This is a genomic window from Serratia sp. BNK-23, assembly GCF_047456145.1.
In the GTDB taxonomy this organism is placed as follows: domain Bacteria; phylum Pseudomonadota; class Gammaproteobacteria; order Enterobacterales; family Enterobacteriaceae; genus Serratia; species Serratia nematodiphila.
In genome coordinates, this window is the sequence record NZ_CP179900.1 from 4,225,873 (window position 1) to 4,242,009 (window position 16,137).

General features: G+C 62.9%; 14 protein-coding genes and 1 riboswitch. Of the genes, 10 read left to right on the forward strand and 4 right to left on the reverse strand.

The annotated features are described in order from the left end of the window. Window positions 1-1,401, forward strand: a complete 1,401-nt coding sequence (leuC, locus tag ACMGF9_RS20140; RefSeq protein WP_414160381.1) for a 3-isopropylmalate dehydratase large subunit — start codon at window positions 1-3, stop codon at window positions 1,399-1,401. A 9-nt stretch (window positions 1,402-1,410) separates the two neighbouring features. Then, window positions 1,411-2,013: a 3-isopropylmalate dehydratase small subunit gene (gene leuD, locus ACMGF9_RS20145; RefSeq protein WP_004932829.1), complete on the forward strand. Its 603-nt coding sequence runs from the start codon at window positions 1,411-1,413 to the stop codon at window positions 2,011-2,013. A gap of 37 nt (window positions 2,014-2,050) precedes the next feature. Here the strand turns inward: leuD and ACMGF9_RS20150 are convergent, their stop codons facing one another. From ACMGF9_RS20150 to sgrT, 3 genes are all read right to left on the reverse strand, one after another. Continuing rightward, the gene (locus ACMGF9_RS20150) at window positions 2,051-3,523 is read right to left on the reverse strand and encodes a DASS family sodium-coupled anion symporter (RefSeq protein WP_015376639.1); all 1,473 of its coding nucleotides are present in this window, start codon (window positions 3,521-3,523) and stop codon (window positions 2,051-2,053) included. Window positions 3,524-3,667: 144 nt separating this feature from the next. Next, entirely contained in the window at window positions 3,668-4,864 is a 1,197-nt protein-coding gene (locus ACMGF9_RS20155; RefSeq protein ID WP_414160382.1) for a sugar efflux transporter, read from the reverse strand. 154 nt (window positions 4,865-5,018) lie between these two features. Beyond that, a complete protein-coding gene (gene sgrT, locus ACMGF9_RS20160) occupies window positions 5,019-5,192 on the reverse strand; it encodes a glucose uptake inhibitor SgrT (protein WP_004932838.1) in 174 nt (57 codons plus the stop codon). Window positions 5,193-5,282: 90 nt separating this feature from the next. Here sgrT and sgrR point away from each other — a divergent pair, with 90 nt between their 5' ends. The 7 genes from sgrR to ilvN all read left to right on the forward strand — a co-directional run bounded on the left by sgrR (window position 5,283) and on the right by ilvN (window position 12,723). Next, window positions 5,283-6,944 carry an HTH-type transcriptional regulator SgrR gene (gene sgrR / locus ACMGF9_RS20165; RefSeq protein WP_015376637.1) on the forward strand — a complete coding sequence of 554 codons (1,662 nt, stop codon included), beginning with the start codon at window positions 5,283-5,285 and terminating at the stop codon, window positions 6,942-6,944. 37 nt (window positions 6,945-6,981) lie between these two features. After that, window positions 6,982-7,100: riboswitch (TPP riboswitch) on the forward strand. Between the two features lie 57 nt (window positions 7,101-7,157). Next, window positions 7,158-8,144 (forward strand): thiamine ABC transporter substrate binding subunit, encoded by a 987-nt coding sequence (gene thiB / locus ACMGF9_RS20170; protein ID WP_015376636.1) that lies wholly within the window; start codon window positions 7,158-7,160, stop codon window positions 8,142-8,144. Next, window positions 8,120-9,727: a thiamine/thiamine pyrophosphate ABC transporter permease ThiP gene (gene thiP, locus ACMGF9_RS20175; protein ID WP_312425381.1), complete on the forward strand. Its 1,608-nt coding sequence runs from the start codon at window positions 8,120-8,122 to the stop codon at window positions 9,725-9,727. The genes thiB and thiP overlap by 25 nt, the downstream gene beginning before the upstream one ends. Continuing rightward, window positions 9,714-10,418, forward strand: a complete 705-nt coding sequence (thiQ, locus tag ACMGF9_RS20180; protein WP_076740937.1) for a thiamine ABC transporter ATP-binding protein ThiQ — start codon at window positions 9,714-9,716, stop codon at window positions 10,416-10,418. The genes thiP and thiQ overlap by 14 nt, the downstream gene beginning before the upstream one ends. Before the next feature lie 88 nt (window positions 10,419-10,506). After that, window positions 10,507-10,620: an ilvB operon leader peptide IvbL gene (gene ivbL / locus ACMGF9_RS20185; RefSeq protein WP_154747116.1), complete on the forward strand. Its 114-nt coding sequence runs from the start codon at window positions 10,507-10,509 to the stop codon at window positions 10,618-10,620. A 111-nt stretch (window positions 10,621-10,731) separates the two neighbouring features. Continuing rightward, window positions 10,732-12,426 carry an acetolactate synthase large subunit gene (ilvB, locus tag ACMGF9_RS20190; RefSeq protein ID WP_118892447.1) on the forward strand — a complete coding sequence of 565 codons (1,695 nt, stop codon included), beginning with the start codon at window positions 10,732-10,734 and terminating at the stop codon, window positions 12,424-12,426. 3 nt (window positions 12,427-12,429) lie between these two features. Further along, window positions 12,430-12,723: an acetolactate synthase small subunit gene (gene ilvN, locus ACMGF9_RS20195; RefSeq protein ID WP_016929110.1), complete on the forward strand. Its 294-nt coding sequence runs from the start codon at window positions 12,430-12,432 to the stop codon at window positions 12,721-12,723. 28 nt (window positions 12,724-12,751) lie between these two features. Here ilvN and ACMGF9_RS20200 read toward each other — a convergent pair whose 3' ends face one another. Continuing rightward, complete coding sequence (locus tag ACMGF9_RS20200; RefSeq protein ID WP_015376631.1) at window positions 12,752-13,522, reverse strand: DedA family protein; 771 nt, start codon at window positions 13,520-13,522, stop codon at window positions 12,752-12,754. 214 nt (window positions 13,523-13,736) lie between these two features. Here ACMGF9_RS20200 and ACMGF9_RS20205 point away from each other — a divergent pair, with 214 nt between their 5' ends. Beyond that, complete coding sequence (locus ACMGF9_RS20205; RefSeq protein WP_015376630.1) at window positions 13,737-16,100, forward strand: DNA polymerase II; 2,364 nt, start codon at window positions 13,737-13,739, stop codon at window positions 16,098-16,100. Window positions 16,101-16,137: the final 37 nt, after the last annotated feature.

Consider the following 16,137-nt stretch of genomic DNA (forward strand, 5'->3'; position numbering starts at 1 on the left):
ATGGCCAAGACCTTATACCAGAAGCTGTACGACGCCCACGTGGTGCACGAAGCGCCGAACGAAACGCCGTTGCTGTATATCGACCGTCACCTGGTGCACGAAGTCACGTCGCCGCAGGCGTTCGACGGCCTGCGCGCCATGGGCCGCAAGGTGCGCCAACCCGGCAAAACCTTCGCCACCATGGATCACAACGTGTCGACCCAGACCAAAGACATCAACGCCAGCGGCGAAATGGCGCGCATCCAGATGCAGGAGTTGATCAAGAACTGCGCGGAATTCGGCGTTTCGCTGTATGACCTGAACCACCCGTTCCAGGGCATCGTGCACGTAATTGGGCCTGAACAAGGCATGACGCTGCCGGGCATGACCATCGTCTGCGGCGACTCGCACACCGCCACCCACGGCGCTTTTGGCTCGTTGGCGTTCGGCATCGGCACCTCCGAAGTGGAACACGTGCTGGCGACCCAGACCCTGAAACAGGGCCGCGCCAAGACCATGAAGATTGAAGTCACCGGCGACGCCGCCGAGGGCATTACCGCCAAAGACATCGTGCTGGCGGTGATCGGCAAAACCGGCAGCGCCGGCGGCACCGGCCACGTGGTGGAATTCTGCGGCAAGGCGATCGAAGCGTTGAGCATGGAAGGCCGCATGACCCTGTGCAACATGGCGATCGAAATGGGCGCTAAAGCCGGGCTGGTGGCGCCGGACGACACCACCTTCGCCTACCTGAAGGGGCGTCAGTTCGCGCCAACCGGCGAAAACTGGGAGCAGGCGGTCGCTTACTGGCGCACGCTGAAGACCGACGCCGACGCCCAATTCGATACCGTAGTGACGCTGCACGCCGAAGAGATCGCGCCGCAGGTCACCTGGGGCACCAACCCCGGCCAGGTGATCGCCGTCAATCAGGCGATCCCGGCGCCGGAATCGTTCAGCGATCCGGTTGAGCGCGCTTCCGCCGAGAAAGCGTTGGCCTACATGGATTTGAAACCGGGCATCAAATTGACCGAGGTGCCGATCGACAAAGTGTTCATCGGCTCCTGCACCAACTCACGCATCGAAGATCTGCGCGCGGCGGCGGCTATCGCCAAGGGGCGCAAGGTCGCCAGCGGCGTGCAGGCCATCGTGGTGCCCGGCTCCGGCCCGGTGAAGGCCCAGGCGGAAGCCGAAGGGTTGGACAAAATCTTTATTGAAGCCGGCTTCGAATGGCGCTTGCCGGGTTGCTCGATGTGCCTGGCGATGAACAACGACCGTCTGAATCCGGGCGAGCGCTGCGCGTCCACCAGCAACCGTAACTTCGAAGGGCGCCAGGGCCGCGGTGGGCGCACCCACCTGGTCAGCCCGGCAATGGCCGCCGCGGCCGCCGTCGCCGGTCACTTCGCTGACATCCGTGATATTCACTAAGGGGCTAACGTGGCTAAATTTACTCAACATACCGGCTTAGTGGTGCCTTTGGATGCGGCCAACGTCGACACCGACGCCATTATTCCCAAGCAGTTTTTACAGAAGGTGACCCGCACCGGTTTCGGCCAGCACCTGTTCAACGACTGGCGCTTCCTCGACGACGCCGGCCAGCAGCCGAACCCGGCGTTCGTGCTGAACAAACCGCGCTATAAAGGCGCCAGCATCCTGTTGGCGCGCGAAAACTTCGGCTGCGGCTCTTCACGCGAACACGCCCCCTGGGCGCTGACCGACTACGGTTTCAAAGTGGTGATCGCGCCGAGCTTTGCCGATATCTTCTATGGCAACTCGTTCAACAACCAGCTGTTGCCGGTGACGCTGAGCGAGCAGCAGGTGGATGAGCTGTTCAAGCTGGTGGACGCCAACGAAGGGACGGAGTTCGTGGTGGATCTGGAGAACCAGACGGTCAACGCCGGCGGCAAAAGCTATCCGTTCGAAATCGACAGCTTCCGCCGCCACTGCATGATCAACGGGCTGGACAGCATCGGCCTGACGCTGCAGCACGAAGCGGACATCTCCCGCTACGAAGCGCAGCAGCCGGCGTTTCTGAATTAATCCCCTTCACCCGCCGCCCGGCGGGTGAATTTTTTCCTCACCAGTAGCCCAGCAGCTTCCACCATGCGCCGCCGATCACTATCCAGATCAGCAGGTTAATTACACTCATCACCCATCCCGCTTTCCACCACTCCCCCAGCGTCACGTAGCCGGAGCCAAAGATGATCGGCGCGGTGCCGGTGCCGTAATGCGTCAGCGACATCATCAGCGAGGAAGAAAACGCCAGGATCAGGCCCAGCAGTGCCGGTGGCGCGCCAAGCGCGATGCCGGCAGCGAAGAAGGCGGCGAACATCGCCGTCACGTGCGCGGTGGTGCTGGCGAAGAAATAGTGTGAATACAAATAGATGAGGGTCAGCAAGATCGTGCCGCCCACCCAACTCATGCCCATACGGTCGATGCCGTTGCCGACGGTTTGCGACAGCCAGCCTATTAGCCCCAGCTTGCCGAGGAAGCTGGCCATCATCACCAGCGCCGAGAACCACACCACGGTGTCCCAGGCGCCTTTATGCTTCAGCACATCCTCCCAGCTCAGCACGCCGGTGGCCAGCAATACCGCCAGGCCGATCAGCGCCGCGGTGGTGGGATTGACCGCCAGCGCCGGGCCGAAGATCATCGCCGGTATGCCGGCCCACAACACCAGCAACAGCGCGAACACCCCGAGGGTAATTTTCTCCGGCAGCGTCACCGGCCCCAGCGCCTGCAGCTTTTCGCGGGCGAAACGCGGCGCATCCGGCGTACTTTTCACCTCCGGGGGGTACAGCAGATAAATCACCAGCGGCATCACGATCAGCGAGCACAGCCCTGGCACCAGGGCGGCGATCGCCCACATTGACCAGGACAATTCAAAGCTGCCGTGGGTGCCTTTGGCGATCAGGCTGACAATCAGCGGGTTAGGCGCCGTGGCGGTGATAAACATCGCCGAGGTGACCGGGTTAATGTTGTAGTTCACCAGCGACAGATAGCGGCCGATCTTGCCGGCGGTATTAAGCTCGGGTTTGGAACCAAAGCTGTCGGCGATCGATTTCATGATCGGGTGAATGATGCCGCCGCCGCGCGCGGTGTTGCTCGGCGTCACCGGCGCCAGCGTGGTTTCCGCCAGCGTCAGCGCGTAGGCGATGCCCAGCGTCTTCTTGCCGAACAGCGAGATGAAATAGTAGCCGATGCGCGCGCCCAGCCCGGTTTTGTTCAGGCTGAGGGAGATCATAATAGAAAAGCCGATCAGCCAGATCAGCTGGTTGGAAAAGCCGCTGAGCGCGTCGTCCAGCGCGGCGCCCGGCTTGCCGGGGTTGGTGACGCCGGTTACCGCCACCAGAGCGATGGCGATCACCGAGACCGCGCCGATCGGCATCGCCTTGCCGATGATGGCGATGATGGTGCCGATAAACAGCGCCAGCAGCTGCCAGGCGTTGGGCGCAACGCCCTCCGGCACGGGAATGAGGAACCAGATAATCAGCGTGGCGCCAAGGGCGCACAGGGAAGGAAGCGGTTTGAGCGGTGTGAGTTTATCCATAACGTTCCCACTGTTCTAAACGACAGGGCGGCATCTCAATAGCGAGACGGGCGTGGGCGCAACGATCGCGCGCCATATGCCTTCAGCTTGAGCGCCCGGTTTAGCCTTCTCAATGACTTGCATCAAGAATGCCGTCGTTTAACCTCACACTTCACGCACTTTGGCGCTCATCCCGAGCGCCGCCAGCGCCAGCAGCGCCGCCATCCAATACACCGAACCATGACCGAAATTCTCCACCAGCACGCCCTGCAGCACCCCGGCCAGGATCACCCCGGTAGAGATGCTGTTGGTGAACAGCGTGGTGGCGGCGCCCGGCCGGCCCGGCATCAAATCCTGAAAATAGAGCATGCCGATACCGGCGACGATGCCGATAAACACCGCGTTGAGCAGCTGCAGCGCGATCAGGGCCGGCTTGGTCGCCAACACCGTCAGCCCGAGATAAAACAGCACGCCCGCCGCCACCGCCAGCAGCATCATGTTGCGCTTGCCGAAGCGTTTGACGTAATAACCGGCCAGCAGCATTGCCGGGATTTCCAACCCGGCGGCGGTGCCCATCAGCACCCCGGCCAGCCCTTCCGGCAGCCCGAGATCGGCGGTGATATACAGCGGCATATCGATGATATACAAGGTATTGCAGGTCCACATCAGCATCGAAGCGATGAACAGCAGCCGCACATCGCGATTGCGCCAGGCACTGGCGGGCGCGATCGGCGCAGACATCCCGCCCTGCAGCTCCTTATTCTCCGCCGCACGCGGCACCGAAGGCAGCATAAACCCTACCAGCAGTACGCAAACCGCGAAGGTGGCGGCGGCGATCAGGAACATCACGGTGAACCCATAGTTCAGCGCCAGCGCAAACGACAGCGGCGGGCCGATCACCCACGCCAGCGAAAGCTGGGCGCGCATCACCGAGCTGAACATCACCACCTCACGCGCCTCGCTGTCGGCATATTCCCGCGCCAACGCGAAAATCTGCGGCATGGCGGTGTTGGCAACGGCGGACATCAGCACCCCGGCGGTGATCAGCGTCAGGTAATCGCGGTTAAAGGCGAACAGCAGGCAGTTGCCGACCGCCATCAGGCAGCACAGCAGGATCAACCGGCGCCGATCGCCGCGGGTGTCGGAGCGCTTGGCCAGCAGAAAACTGACCACGATGCCGGCCACGGCGTTGGCGGTGTAAAACAGCCCTACCCACAGCGGCCGCACTTTGACCTCGGTGGTCAGAAACAGACTGAGCGTCGGCGTCAGCAACGCGCCGGCGATGCCGGAGAGAAAAGCGATCAGCAGGAATGCGGCAAAGATGGGGTTAATGCGCAGTGACAACCGGCTCATGCGTTGCATATCGTCTTCCCTGACCTCAAAGCAGAAGAAAGAACCTTAAGCCACGGCGAGAAAAATGCAAGCGCATCGCCATGACCGCGCATAAAAAAACCAGTGGGTCACCCCACTGGCTGGTGAAACAGCACCATTACTCAGAAACTTGTTGCCGCAGCCCCTACAGGTGCTCGCGATACTGCTTATCGGTCATCTCTTTAATGTCCCATTGCGTCAGGTGCGCCAGCATCGCCAGCCGCGCCTGTTCGGGCACCACGCTCAGCCAGTCGGCTCGCTGGCGGCGCACCGCGCTGAAATAGCGCTGATAGAACTGCCTGGATAAGAAAGCTTTCATGATTACGCCCTCCCCTTTCATTGATGAAAATTATCGGCGTAATATAGGGAAAGAAAAATTGACGAGTTGAAGCAGGAGCGTTCCTCTTTTATGTCCACGTCCAGATTGCAGCAGCAGTTCATCCGCCTGTGGCAGCGCTGCCACGGTGAAACCACCGACACCACGCTGCAGGATCTGGCGGAGGTGCTCAGCTGCTCGCGGCGCCACGTGCGCTCCCTGCTGAGCGCCATGCAGCGGGAAGGCTGGCTCACCTGGCAGGCGGAATCGGGGCGCGGCAAGCGTTCGCGGCTAACCTTCCACTACACCGGCCTGGCGCTGCAGCAACAGCGGGCCGAGGAGCTGCTGGAACAGGATCGCATCGATCAGCTGGTGCAACTGGTGGGCGACAAAAACGTGGTGCGCCAGATGCTGCTGTCACAGCTGGGGCGTAGCTTCCGCCAGGGGAAACACATCCTGCGGGTGCTCTACTACCGGCAGTTGTACAACCTGCTGCCCGGCTCGGCGCTGCGGCGTTCGGAAACCCATCTGGCGCGCCAGATCTTCAACGGTCTGACGCGCATAAATGAGGAAAACGGGGAACTGGAGTCCGATCTGTCTCACCATTGGCAGGCGTTGACGCCACTGCACTGGCGATTTTACCTGCGCCCGGCGATCCATTTTCATCACGGCCGCGAGCTGGAGATGGCGGACGTCATTACTTCTCTTTCGCGTCTGACCTCGCAACCGCTGTTCTCGCATATCGAGAGCGTCACCTCGCCGACGCCATTCGTGATTGACGTGCATCTGCGCAGCCCCGACCACTGGCTGCCCTGGCTGCTGGGCAGCGTGCACGCCATGATCCTGCCGCGCGAATGGCGCGAACTACCAGATTTCGCCCGCCATCCGATCGGCACCGGCCCCTATCGCGTAGTGCGCAATCTCCCCAGCCAGATGAAGATCCACGCCTTCGACGACTATTTTGGCTACCGGGCGCTGATCGACGAGGTGAATATCTGGGTGCTGCCGGAGTTCTCCGAAGAACTGGTGCATTCCGGCGTACAGCTGCAGGGCGATGAAACCGGCAACAACGAACTGGAAAGCCGGCTGGAAGAGGGCTGCTATTTCCTGCTGTTCGACCGGCGCTCCCCGCTGGCCGCCGATCCCGCCATTCGCAGCTGGCTGTGCGAATTGATCAATCCCATTTCGCTGCTGAGCCACGCCGGGCCGCTCTACCAACGCTACTGGTCGCCGGCGTACGGCCTGCTGCCCCGTTGGCACCACAACCGCGCGCTGGCGCAGCAGCCCAAACCGGCGGGGCTGACCGAACTGACGATGACCCACTTCAATGAGCATTCGGAGTTTCACGCCATCCGTCAGGCGATCGAGCCGCTGCTGGCGCAGCACGGCATCCGCCTGATCGTGCAAAGCGTGGATTACGCCACCTGGCACCAGGGCGACGCGCGCAGCGATCTGTGGCTTGGCAGCGCCAACTTCTATCTGCCGCTGGAGTTTTCGCTGTTCGCCACGCTGTACGAACTGCCGCTGATGCAGCATTGCATGAACGAAGATCTGGCGCAGGACGCGGCGCTGTGGCGCGCCAACCGTCTGCCGCTGGCGGAGTTCTGCCAGCGTCTGGTCAGCAACCACCAGCTGCATCCGCTGTTCCACCACTGGCTGCAGCTGCACGGCCAGCGCAGCATGCGCGGCGTGCGGATGAACACCCTCGGCTGGTTCGACTTCAAGTCCGCCTGGTTTGCCCCGCCGGAGACATAAGCGCCTTTCGCCCAAGTCGGTTAATCTTTACAATAGCGCCGTCTCAACGGGGTGCGGAGAGCCGGGCCGCGTAATAAGCCTGATTTTCCGCTGAGAGCACACCCGTCGAACCTGATCCGGTCAATACCGGCGGAGGGATTTGAGCCCAGCGAACCGGCGACGCCGCCTCGCCCCCTCAGATGCCCTTGCCCCCTTATTTTTCAGGAGTGCAACGTGGTCAAAAAATATCTGCCCTGCTTATTGCTGCTGTGCGCCGCGCCGGCGTTCGCCAAGCCGACGCTGACGGTTTACACCTACGATTCCTTCGCCGCCGACTGGGGCCCTGGCCCGGCGGTGAAAAAAGCCTTCGAGGCCGAATGCGACTGTGAACTGAAGTTCGTGGCGCTGGAAGACGGCGTCTCGTTGCTGAACCGCCTGCGCATGGAGGGCAAGAACAGCGCCGCCGACGTGGTGCTGGGGCTGGACAACAACCTGCTGCAGGCGGCGCAGCAAACCGGCCTGTTCGCGCCGAGCGGCGTCGATACCGCCAGGCTGACGGTGCCGGGCGGCTGGCAGGACGCGACCTTCGTGCCTTACGACTACGGGTACTTCGCCTTCGTCTACAACAAAGAAAAACTGAAGAACCCGCCGAAAAGCCTGCAGGAGCTGGTCAGCGGCGACCGCAACTGGAAAGTGATCTACGAAGATCCGCGCACCAGCACGCCGGGGCTCGGCCTGCTGCTGTGGATGCAAAAAGTGTATGGCGACAAGGCGCCGGCCGCCTGGCAGCAGTTGGCGAAGAAGACCGTCACCGTCACCAAAGGCTGGAGCGAAGCCTACGGCCTGTTCCTGAAAGGCGAAGGCGATCTGGTGCTCAGCTATACCACCTCTCCCGCCTACCACCTGATCGAAGAGAAAAAAGACCTTTACGCCGCCGCCACGTTCAGCGAAGGCCACTACCTGCAGGTGGAAGTGGCCGGCAAGCTGAAAGCCGCCAAACAGCCTGAGCTGGCCGAGCGTTTCATGCGGTTCATGGTGACGCCGGCATTCCAGAACACCATCCCGACCGGCAACTGGATGTACCCGGTGATCAACACCCCGCTGCCCGTCGGCTTTGAGCAGATGAACGTGCCGCAGACCGCGCTGCAATACAGCGCCGAAGAGGTGGCCACACAACGCGGCGGTTGGATCCGGGCATGGCAAACCGCCGTCAGCCGCTGATCCCCCGCTGGCTCTGGCCGGGGCTGCTGGCCGCCGGCCTGATCCTGCTCATCGCCGCGCTGGCGCTGGGGTCACTGTGGCGTCACGCGCCGGACAGCGACTGGCGCAGCCTGTGGCAGGACAGTTACCTGTGGCACGTGGTGCGCTTCACCTTCCTGCAGGCGCTGCTGTCGGCGCTGATTTCGGTGCTGCCCGCCATTCTGCTGGCGCGCGCGCTCTATCGCCGCCGTTTCCCCGGCCGGCAGTTGTTGCTGCGGCTGTGCGCCATGACGCTGGTGCTGCCGGTGCTGGTAGCGGTATTCGGCCTGCTCAGCGTCTATGGGCGCCAGGGCTGGCTGGCGACGCTGTGCGGCTGGCTGGGCGTCGAGTATGGTTTCTCGCCCTACGGTCTGCAGGGCATTCTGCTGGCGCACCTGTTCTTTAATCTACCGCTGGCCACCCGCCTGTTGCTGCAGGCGCTGGAGAACATTCCGGTAGAGCAGCGCCAGCTGGCCGCCCAACTGGGCATGAGCGGCTGGCAGCAGTTCCGCTTCGTCGAATGGCCGGCGCTGCGCCGCCAAATCCTGCCGAGCGGCGCGCTGATCTTCATGCTGTGCTTCGCCAGCTTCGCCACCGTACTGTCGCTGGGCGGCGGGCCGCAGGCCACCACCATTGAACTGGCGATCTACCAGGCGCTGAGTTACGACTACGATCTGGGGCGTGCCGCCATGCTGGCGCTGATCCAGCTGGGCTGTTGTCTCGGGCTGGTGTTGATCAGTCAGCGCCTGAGCCAGGCATTGCCGGTGGGGCATACCCACGCCCAGCGCTGGCGCAATCCGGATGACAGCCTGTGGCGACGCGTCGGCGATTTTCTGCTGATCGCCGCCGCACTGTTGCTGCTGCTGCCGCCTCTGCTGGCGGTGATCGCCGACGGCGCCAATCAGGCCATGGTCAGCGTGCTGCGCCAGCCGGTGCTGTGGCAGGCGCTGTTCACGTCGCTGCGCATCGCCCTCGGCGCAGGGCTGCTGTGCGTGGCGCTCACGATGATGCTGCTGTGGAGCAGCCGTGAGCTAAAACTGCGGCAACAGCTGCGCGGCGGCCAGGCGCTGGAGCTCAGCGGCATGGTGATCCTGGCGATGCCGGGCATCGTGCTGGCCACCGGCTTCTTCCTGCTGCTGAGCGATACCGTGGGGTTGCCGCAGTCGCCCTATGCGCTAGTGATCCTCACCAATGCGCTGATGGCGGTGCCCTATGCGCTGAAGGTATTGGAGAACCCAATGCGCGACCTCGCCGAACGTTACAACCCGCTGTGCCTGTCGCTGGATATCCGCGGCTGGCGACGGCTGCGGCTGATTGAGCTGCGCGCCCTGCGCCGCCCGCTGGCACAGGCGCTGGCCTTCGCCTGCGTGCTGTCGATCGGCGACTTCGGCGTGGTCGCCTTGTTTGGCAACGAGCATTTCCGTACCCTGCCTTTTTACCTGTATCAGCAGATTGGCGCCTACCGCAGCAACGACGGGGCGGTGACCGCGCTGCTGTTGCTGCTGCTGTGCTTCCTGTTGTTTACCCTGATTGAACGCTTACCGGGCCGCCATGCTGACGCTTGAAAAACTGACCTACCTGTATGACCACCTGCCGATGCGCTTTGATCTGCGCATCCAGCCGGGCGAGCGCGTCGCGGTGCTCGGCCCCAGCGGCGCCGGTAAAAGCACCTTGCTGAGCCTGATCGCCGGTTTTCTGCCGGCGGCCAGCGGCCGGCTGCTGCTGAACGGCGAAGACCACACCGCCACGCCGCCGGCCAAGCGGCCGGTGTCGATGCTGTTTCAGGAAAACAACCTGTTCGCGCACCTGACGGTGGCGCAGAACATCGGGTTGGGGTTGGATCCCGGTCTGCGCTTGACTGCGCAGCAGCGTCAACAGCGAGAACACATCGCCCGTCAGGTCGGCCTGGAAGAGCATCTGGAGCGCCTGCCGTCGCAACTTTCCGGCGGCCAGCGTCAGCGCGCCGCGCTGGCGCGCTGTTTGATTCGCCAACGGCCGATCCTGCTGCTCGACGAACCCTTCTCGGCGCTCGATCCGGCGCTGCGCAACGAGATGTTGCAACTGCTGCAGACGGTATGCGAACAGCGCAACCTGACGCTGCTGATGGTGTCGCACAACCTCGACGACGCCGCACGCATCGCACCGCGCACGCTGCTGGTGGTCGACGGCCGCATCTATTACGATGGCCCGACGCAGGCCCTGCTGGACGGCAGCGCGCCCGAAGCGCGCGTGCTGGGCATTTCGGGCAAAGCGTGATCTGACGCGCGTTTTTTATGCTGCGCCAATAAACCTGTTGTGCGAATTTTGCGCCTGTGTTTTTATAAAAACCTGACTTTTTTTACTGATGATAAGGTTCCCTGTGATCGCATCCTCGCTGACTTCGACCCTACTAGTTACCGCGCTACCAGCCGCGGTGGTCGTCGTGCGTGTGGTGGTGGTCGTCGGCAATGCGCCGTAGGGTCCGAATCAACGCATCGATTCCCAAACCCCGCCGGCGCAAACCGGGCGGGGTTTCTTGTTTTAGCACCCTGCCCAGCAAAGCTCACCGGCCTTGAGAAAGGACAGGAACATGGCAACTTCGGGCACGCCTCAACCGGGCACCAGCTTCACCGGCGCACAATTGATCGTTCATCTGCTGGAGCGTCAGGGCATCACCACCGTCGCCGGCATTCCCGGCGGCGCCGCGCTGCCGCTGTATGACGCGCTGAGCCAAAGCACCCGCATTCACCACGTGCTGGCGCGCCACGAACAGGGCGCGGGCTTTATGGCGCAAGGCATGGCGCGCGCCAGCGGCAAGGCGGCGGTGTGCATCGCCTCCAGCGGGCCGGGCGCCACCAACCTGGTCACCGCCATCGCCGACGCCAAACTCGACTCCATTCCGCTGGTGTGCATCACCGGTCAGGTGCCCTCCTCGATGATCGGCACCGACGCCTTCCAGGAAGTGGACACCTACGGCATTTCCATCCCGATCACCAAGCACAACCATCTGGTGCGCGATATCCGCGAACTGCCGCAGGTGATTGGCGACGCCTTCCGCATCGCCGAGTCCGGCCGCCCCGGCCCGGTCTGGATCGATGTGCCGAAAGATGTGCAAACCGCCACCATCACGCTGGAAGAGCTGCCGCCGATCGCCGTGCCGGACGCCGCTCCGAGCTTCGATCCGGCGCTGGTTTCGCAGGCCGCCGCGATGATCAACCGGGCAAAGCGCCCGATCCTCTATCTGGGCGGCGGCATCATCTGCGCCGACGCCCACCGGCAAGCGGTGGAACTGGCCGAACGCGCCGGTCTGCCCACCACCATGACGCTGATGGCGCTGGGCGCGATGCCGGTGGAACACCCGCTGTCGCTGGGCATGCTGGGCATGCACGCGGCGCGCAGCACCAACTTCATTCTGCAGGAAGCCGATCTGCTGATCGTGCTGGGCGCGCGCTTCGACGATCGGGCAATCGGCAAAACCGAGCAGTTCTGCCCTAACGCCGCCATCATTCATGTGGATATCGACCGCGCCGAGCTGGGCAAGGTCAAACAGGCCAACGTGGCGATCCATGCCGACGTCGGCCAGGTGCTGCAACAGCTGCTGCCGCAGATCGACACGCAGCCGCGCAGCGAATGGCTGAACACCGTCAATGACCTGAAGCGCGAATTCCCGTTCAACATGCCGAACGCCGACGATCCGCTGAGCCATTACGGCCTGGTGCTGGCCGCCGCGCGCTGCGTGGACGACAGCGCTATTATCACCACCGACGTAGGCCAGCATCAGATGTGGGTGGCGCAAGCCTATCCGCTGAGCCGGCCTCGCCAGTGGCTGACGTCGGGCGGCCTGGGCACCATGGGCTTCGGTCTGCCGGCGGCGATCGGCGCGGCGCTGGCGGAGCCCAAGCGCAAAGTGCTGTGCTTCTCCGGCGACGGCAGCCTGATGATGAACATTCAGGAAATGGCCACCGCGGTCGAGCACGATCTGGACGTGAAAATCATTTTGATGAACAACCAGGCGCTGGGGCTGGTGCACCAGCAGCAAACCCTGTTCTACCAACAGCGCATCTTCGCCGCCGCCTATCCGAAGCGCACCGACTTCCTGAAGATCGCCGCCGGATTCGGGTTGGATACCTGCGATCTGAACGCCGCGGAAGATCCGCAGGCGGCGCTGGCCGAGGCGATCCAACGCCCGGGCCCCTGCCTGATCCACGCGCTGATCGATATCAACGAAAAAGTATTCCCGATGGTGCCGCCGGGCGCCGCCAACATCGACATGATTGGAGAATAAGCCATGCTGCAACCACAAGATAAACCCCAGGTGATCCTGGAGCTGGCGGTGCGCAACCATCCCGGCGTGATGTCGCACGTTTGCGGGCTGTTCGCCCGCCGCGCGTTCAACGTCGAAGGCATTTTGTGCCTGCCATTGAAAGACGGCCAGCAAAGCCGCATTTGGCTATTGGTCGCCGACGATCAGCGGCTGGAGCAGATGATAAGCCAGGTGGAAAAGCTGGAGGATGTGCTGCAGGTGAAGCGCCACAGCGAAGACGTGCGGGTATTTGAACAGCTGGAAGCGTTCTTCCAGTAAGGCGAACGGGGGCTTTCGCCCCCTTTTGTCATTGCCCGGACAACACCTGCCACAGCAGGTGGCGATACACCGGCATCAGAGGCTGCTGGCTCAGCGCATAACCGGCCGCCAGTGCCGCCAGCCAACTCAATCCGCACACCACGCGCAGCCGCAGCGGTGTCAGCCAACGGCTCAGCCGATCGGCGCTGCGCTTGCCCTCGCGCCACCAGCGCCAGCTCAACCATACCGCCAGCCAGACCAGCAGCGCCGCCGCAAGCAGCAGCCACTTGAACATCGCGCTGTCGGCGCCGGCGGGAATATCGATCGCCACGCCCGCCAGAATGCCGGGGAAGAAATAGACCGGCGGCCAGGTCAGGCAACCGATGATGTTCGGCAGCGCGAACTTGTACGGCGGCAGATCGAGCATGCCAGCCACCATCGGCACCAACGGGCGCGTCGGGCCGACGAAACGGCCGATCAGAATGGTCGCCATGCTGTGCTGGTGCAAGGCGTGCTCGGTTTTGTCTAGCAGCGCCTTGTTTTTCTTCAGGAAAGACCAACGGTGTAATGGCCCCTTGAACGCGCGGCCGACGAAATAAGAGATCCAGTCACCGAGCAGGCAACCGACGATGCCCGCCGCCCAGGCGTAGTAAAAGTCCACCTTGCCGCTGCCGATCAACGCGCCGATGCTGGCCATCATCACCGTGCCGGGCAACAGCAGCCCCACCAGCGCCAGCGACTCCAGAAAAGCGACCAGCAGAACGACCATCAGGGTGAAAGCCAGTGACTGGGTGATCAAATCTTGTAAATAGGCTTCCATTACACCTCTGTGGATTATTCGGGCCAAACGGGCGGAGGATTTTCCAGTGCCGCCGCAGACGAGTCAATCGATCAATTGTATGCGTATTTGGCAACGCCGCGCGGCGATGGACAATCACTGTATAAAAACCCATACTATAATTTATCTATATTAGCGCCAAAACCGACATCTCGCTGAATGTCGCGCCCGCCGCCCGGCGGAAGACGAAGGGGTTATGACAGCACTGCAACAGGGTTTCCTGCTCACTCGCCACTGGCGCGACACGCCCGCCGGCACCGAGGTCGAATTCTGGCTGGCGACCGACGCCGGCCCGCGTCAGCTACGCCTGCCGCCGCAAACCTCGGTGGCGTTTATCCCCGCCGAACAAAGGCAGCGCGCGGAACTGCTGCTGCGGGAAGAGCGGCAAGTCGAACTGAAACCGCTGGCGCTGACGGATTTTCACCATCGCCCGATGCTGGGGCTGTACTGCCGCCAGCACCGTCAGCTCATCAAGCTGGAAAAACTGCTGCGGGAAGGCGGCGTTGCGGTCTACGAGGCCGACATTCGCCCACCGGAGCGCTACCTGATGGAACGCTTCATCACAGCGCCGGTGTGGTTCAACGGCCAGGGCGACGGCAATGGGCCGTTGCTCAGCGGCCAAATGAAGCCGGCGCCGGAGTACCGCCCAACGCTAAAACTGGTGTCGCTGGATATCGAAACCACCGCCCACGGCGAGCTTTACTCCATCGCGCTGGAAGGCTGCGGCCAGCGGCAGGTCTACATGCTGGGACCGGCCAACGGCGGCGATGAGCCGCTGGATTTCGATCTGGAATACTGCGCCAGCCGCCCCCAGCTGCTGGAACGGTTGAACGCCTGGCTGGAGCGCCACGATCCTGACGCCATCATCGGCTGGAACCTGGTGCAGTTCGATCTGCGGGTGCTGCAAAAGCACGCCGAGCGCTACCAAATCCCGCTGCGGCTGGGGCGCGGCGGCAACCTGCTGGAGTGGCGCGAGCACGGCTTCAAGCAGAATCACTTTTTCGCCGCCGCCGCCGGCCGCCTGATCATCGATGGCATCGAGGCGCTGAAATCCGCCACCTGGAACTTTCCCTCCTTCAGTCTGGAATACGTTTCGCAGGAACTGCTGGGCGAAGGCAAGGCGATCGACAATCCTTATCAACGCATGGCGGAGATCGACCGGCGCTTCGCCGAAGACAAGCCGGCGCTGGCTCGCTACAACCTGAAGGACTGTGAGCTGGTGACGCGCATCTTCGCCAAGGCCGACCTGCTCAACTTCCTGCTGGAGCGCGCCACCGTCACCGGGCTGGCGGCCGACCGCAGCGGCGGATCGGTGGCGGCCTTCAGCCACCTCTATATGCCGCGCATGCATCGCCTGGGCTTTGTCGCCCCCAACCTCGGCGAACAGCCGGAGGAACACAGCCCCGGCGGCTTTGTGATGGATTCCCGGCCCGGCCTGTACGATTCGGTGTTGGTGCTGGACTATAAAAGCCTGTACCCGTCGATCATCCGCACCTTCCTGATCGATCCGGTCGGGCTGGTGGAAGGCATGCGCCACCCAAGCGACGCCGACTCGGTGCCCGGCTTTCGCAACGCCCGCTTCTCGCGCAGTAAACACTGCCTGCCGGCGATCGTCGAACAGATCTGGCAGGGGCGCGAGGCCGCCAAACGCCAGCACAATAAGCCGCTGTCGCAGGCGCTGAAGATCATCATGAACGCGCTGTACGGCGTGCTGGGATCGAGCGGCTGCCGCTTCTTCGATCCGCGGCTGGCGTCGTCGATCACCCTGCGCGGCCACGAGATCATGCGCCAAACCCGCGAGCTGATCGAAGCCGAAGGCTATCAGGTGATTTACGGCGACACCGACTCCACCTTCGTGTGGCTGAAACAGCCGCATGACGAGCAGCAGGCGGCGCAGATCGGCCGGGCGCTGGTGCAGCGGGTCAACGCCTGGTGGCAACAGCATCTGCAGCAGTTCGGGCTGGAGAACGCGCTGGAACTGGAGTTCGAAACCCACTATTCCCGCTTCCTGATGCCGACCATTCGCGGCGCCGAACAGGGCAGCAAAAAACGCTACGCCGGCCTGATCGCGCGCGCCGACGGCGAGGAAGAGATGGTGTACAAAGGGCTGGAAACGGTGCGCACCGACTGGACGCCGCTGGCGCAGCAGTTCCAGCAGCAGCTCTATCAGCGTATCTTCAAACAACAGCCCTACCAGGACTATGTGCGCGATTACGTCGGCAAAACCCTGAACGGCGACTTCGACGATCAACTGGTGTACCGCAAACGGCTGCGCAGAAAGCTCGATGACTATCAGCGCAACGTGCCGCCGCACGCCCGCGCCGCGCGCATCGCCGACGACTACAACCGCAGCCAGGGGCGGCCGCTGCAGTATCAGAACGGCGGCTGGATCAGCTACGTGATGACCGTGGCCGGGCCGGAACCGCTGGAAACCCGCCATTCGCCCATCGATTATCAGCACTACCTTGAACGGCAGCTGCAACCGGTGGCAGACGCTATACTCCCTTTCTTGCACGACGATTTCACCACGCTGGTCACCGGGCAGATGGGGCTGTTTTGAGATTGCGCCAGGTTAAGAAAAATCATCCGGTTTTGCA

Excerpts from the sequence above, each read along its gene's own strand:
- ilvN (WP_016929110.1), top strand. The coding sequence starts at position 12,430 with ATGCTGCAACCACAAGATAAACCCCAGGTGATCCTGGAGCTGGCGGTG.
- ACMGF9_RS20200 (WP_015376631.1), bottom strand. The coding sequence starts at position 13,522 with ATGGAAGCCTATTTACAAGATTTGATCACCCAGTCACTGGCTTTCACC.
- ilvB (WP_118892447.1), top strand. The coding sequence starts at position 10,732 with ATGGCAACTTCGGGCACGCCTCAACCGGGCACCAGCTTCACCGGCGCA.
- leuC (WP_414160381.1), top strand. The coding sequence starts at position 1 with ATGGCCAAGACCTTATACCAGAAGCTGTACGACGCCCACGTGGTGCAC.
- thiP (WP_312425381.1), top strand. The coding sequence starts at position 8,120 with ATGGCAAACCGCCGTCAGCCGCTGATCCCCCGCTGGCTCTGGCCGGGG.
- ACMGF9_RS20205 (WP_015376630.1), top strand. The coding sequence starts at position 13,737 with ATGACAGCACTGCAACAGGGTTTCCTGCTCACTCGCCACTGGCGCGAC.
- ivbL (WP_154747116.1), top strand. The coding sequence starts at position 10,507 with ATGATAAGGTTCCCTGTGATCGCATCCTCGCTGACTTCGACCCTACTA.
- thiQ (WP_076740937.1), top strand. The coding sequence starts at position 9,714 with ATGCTGACGCTTGAAAAACTGACCTACCTGTATGACCACCTGCCGATG.
- ACMGF9_RS20150 (WP_015376639.1), bottom strand. The coding sequence starts at position 3,523 with ATGGATAAACTCACACCGCTCAAACCGCTTCCTTCCCTGTGCGCCCTT.
- sgrR (WP_015376637.1), top strand. The coding sequence starts at position 5,283 with ATGTCCACGTCCAGATTGCAGCAGCAGTTCATCCGCCTGTGGCAGCGC.
- sgrT (WP_004932838.1), bottom strand. The coding sequence starts at position 5,192 with ATGAAAGCTTTCTTATCCAGGCAGTTCTATCAGCGCTATTTCAGCGCG.
- ACMGF9_RS20155 (WP_414160382.1), bottom strand. The coding sequence starts at position 4,864 with ATGCAACGCATGAGCCGGTTGTCACTGCGCATTAACCCCATCTTTGCC.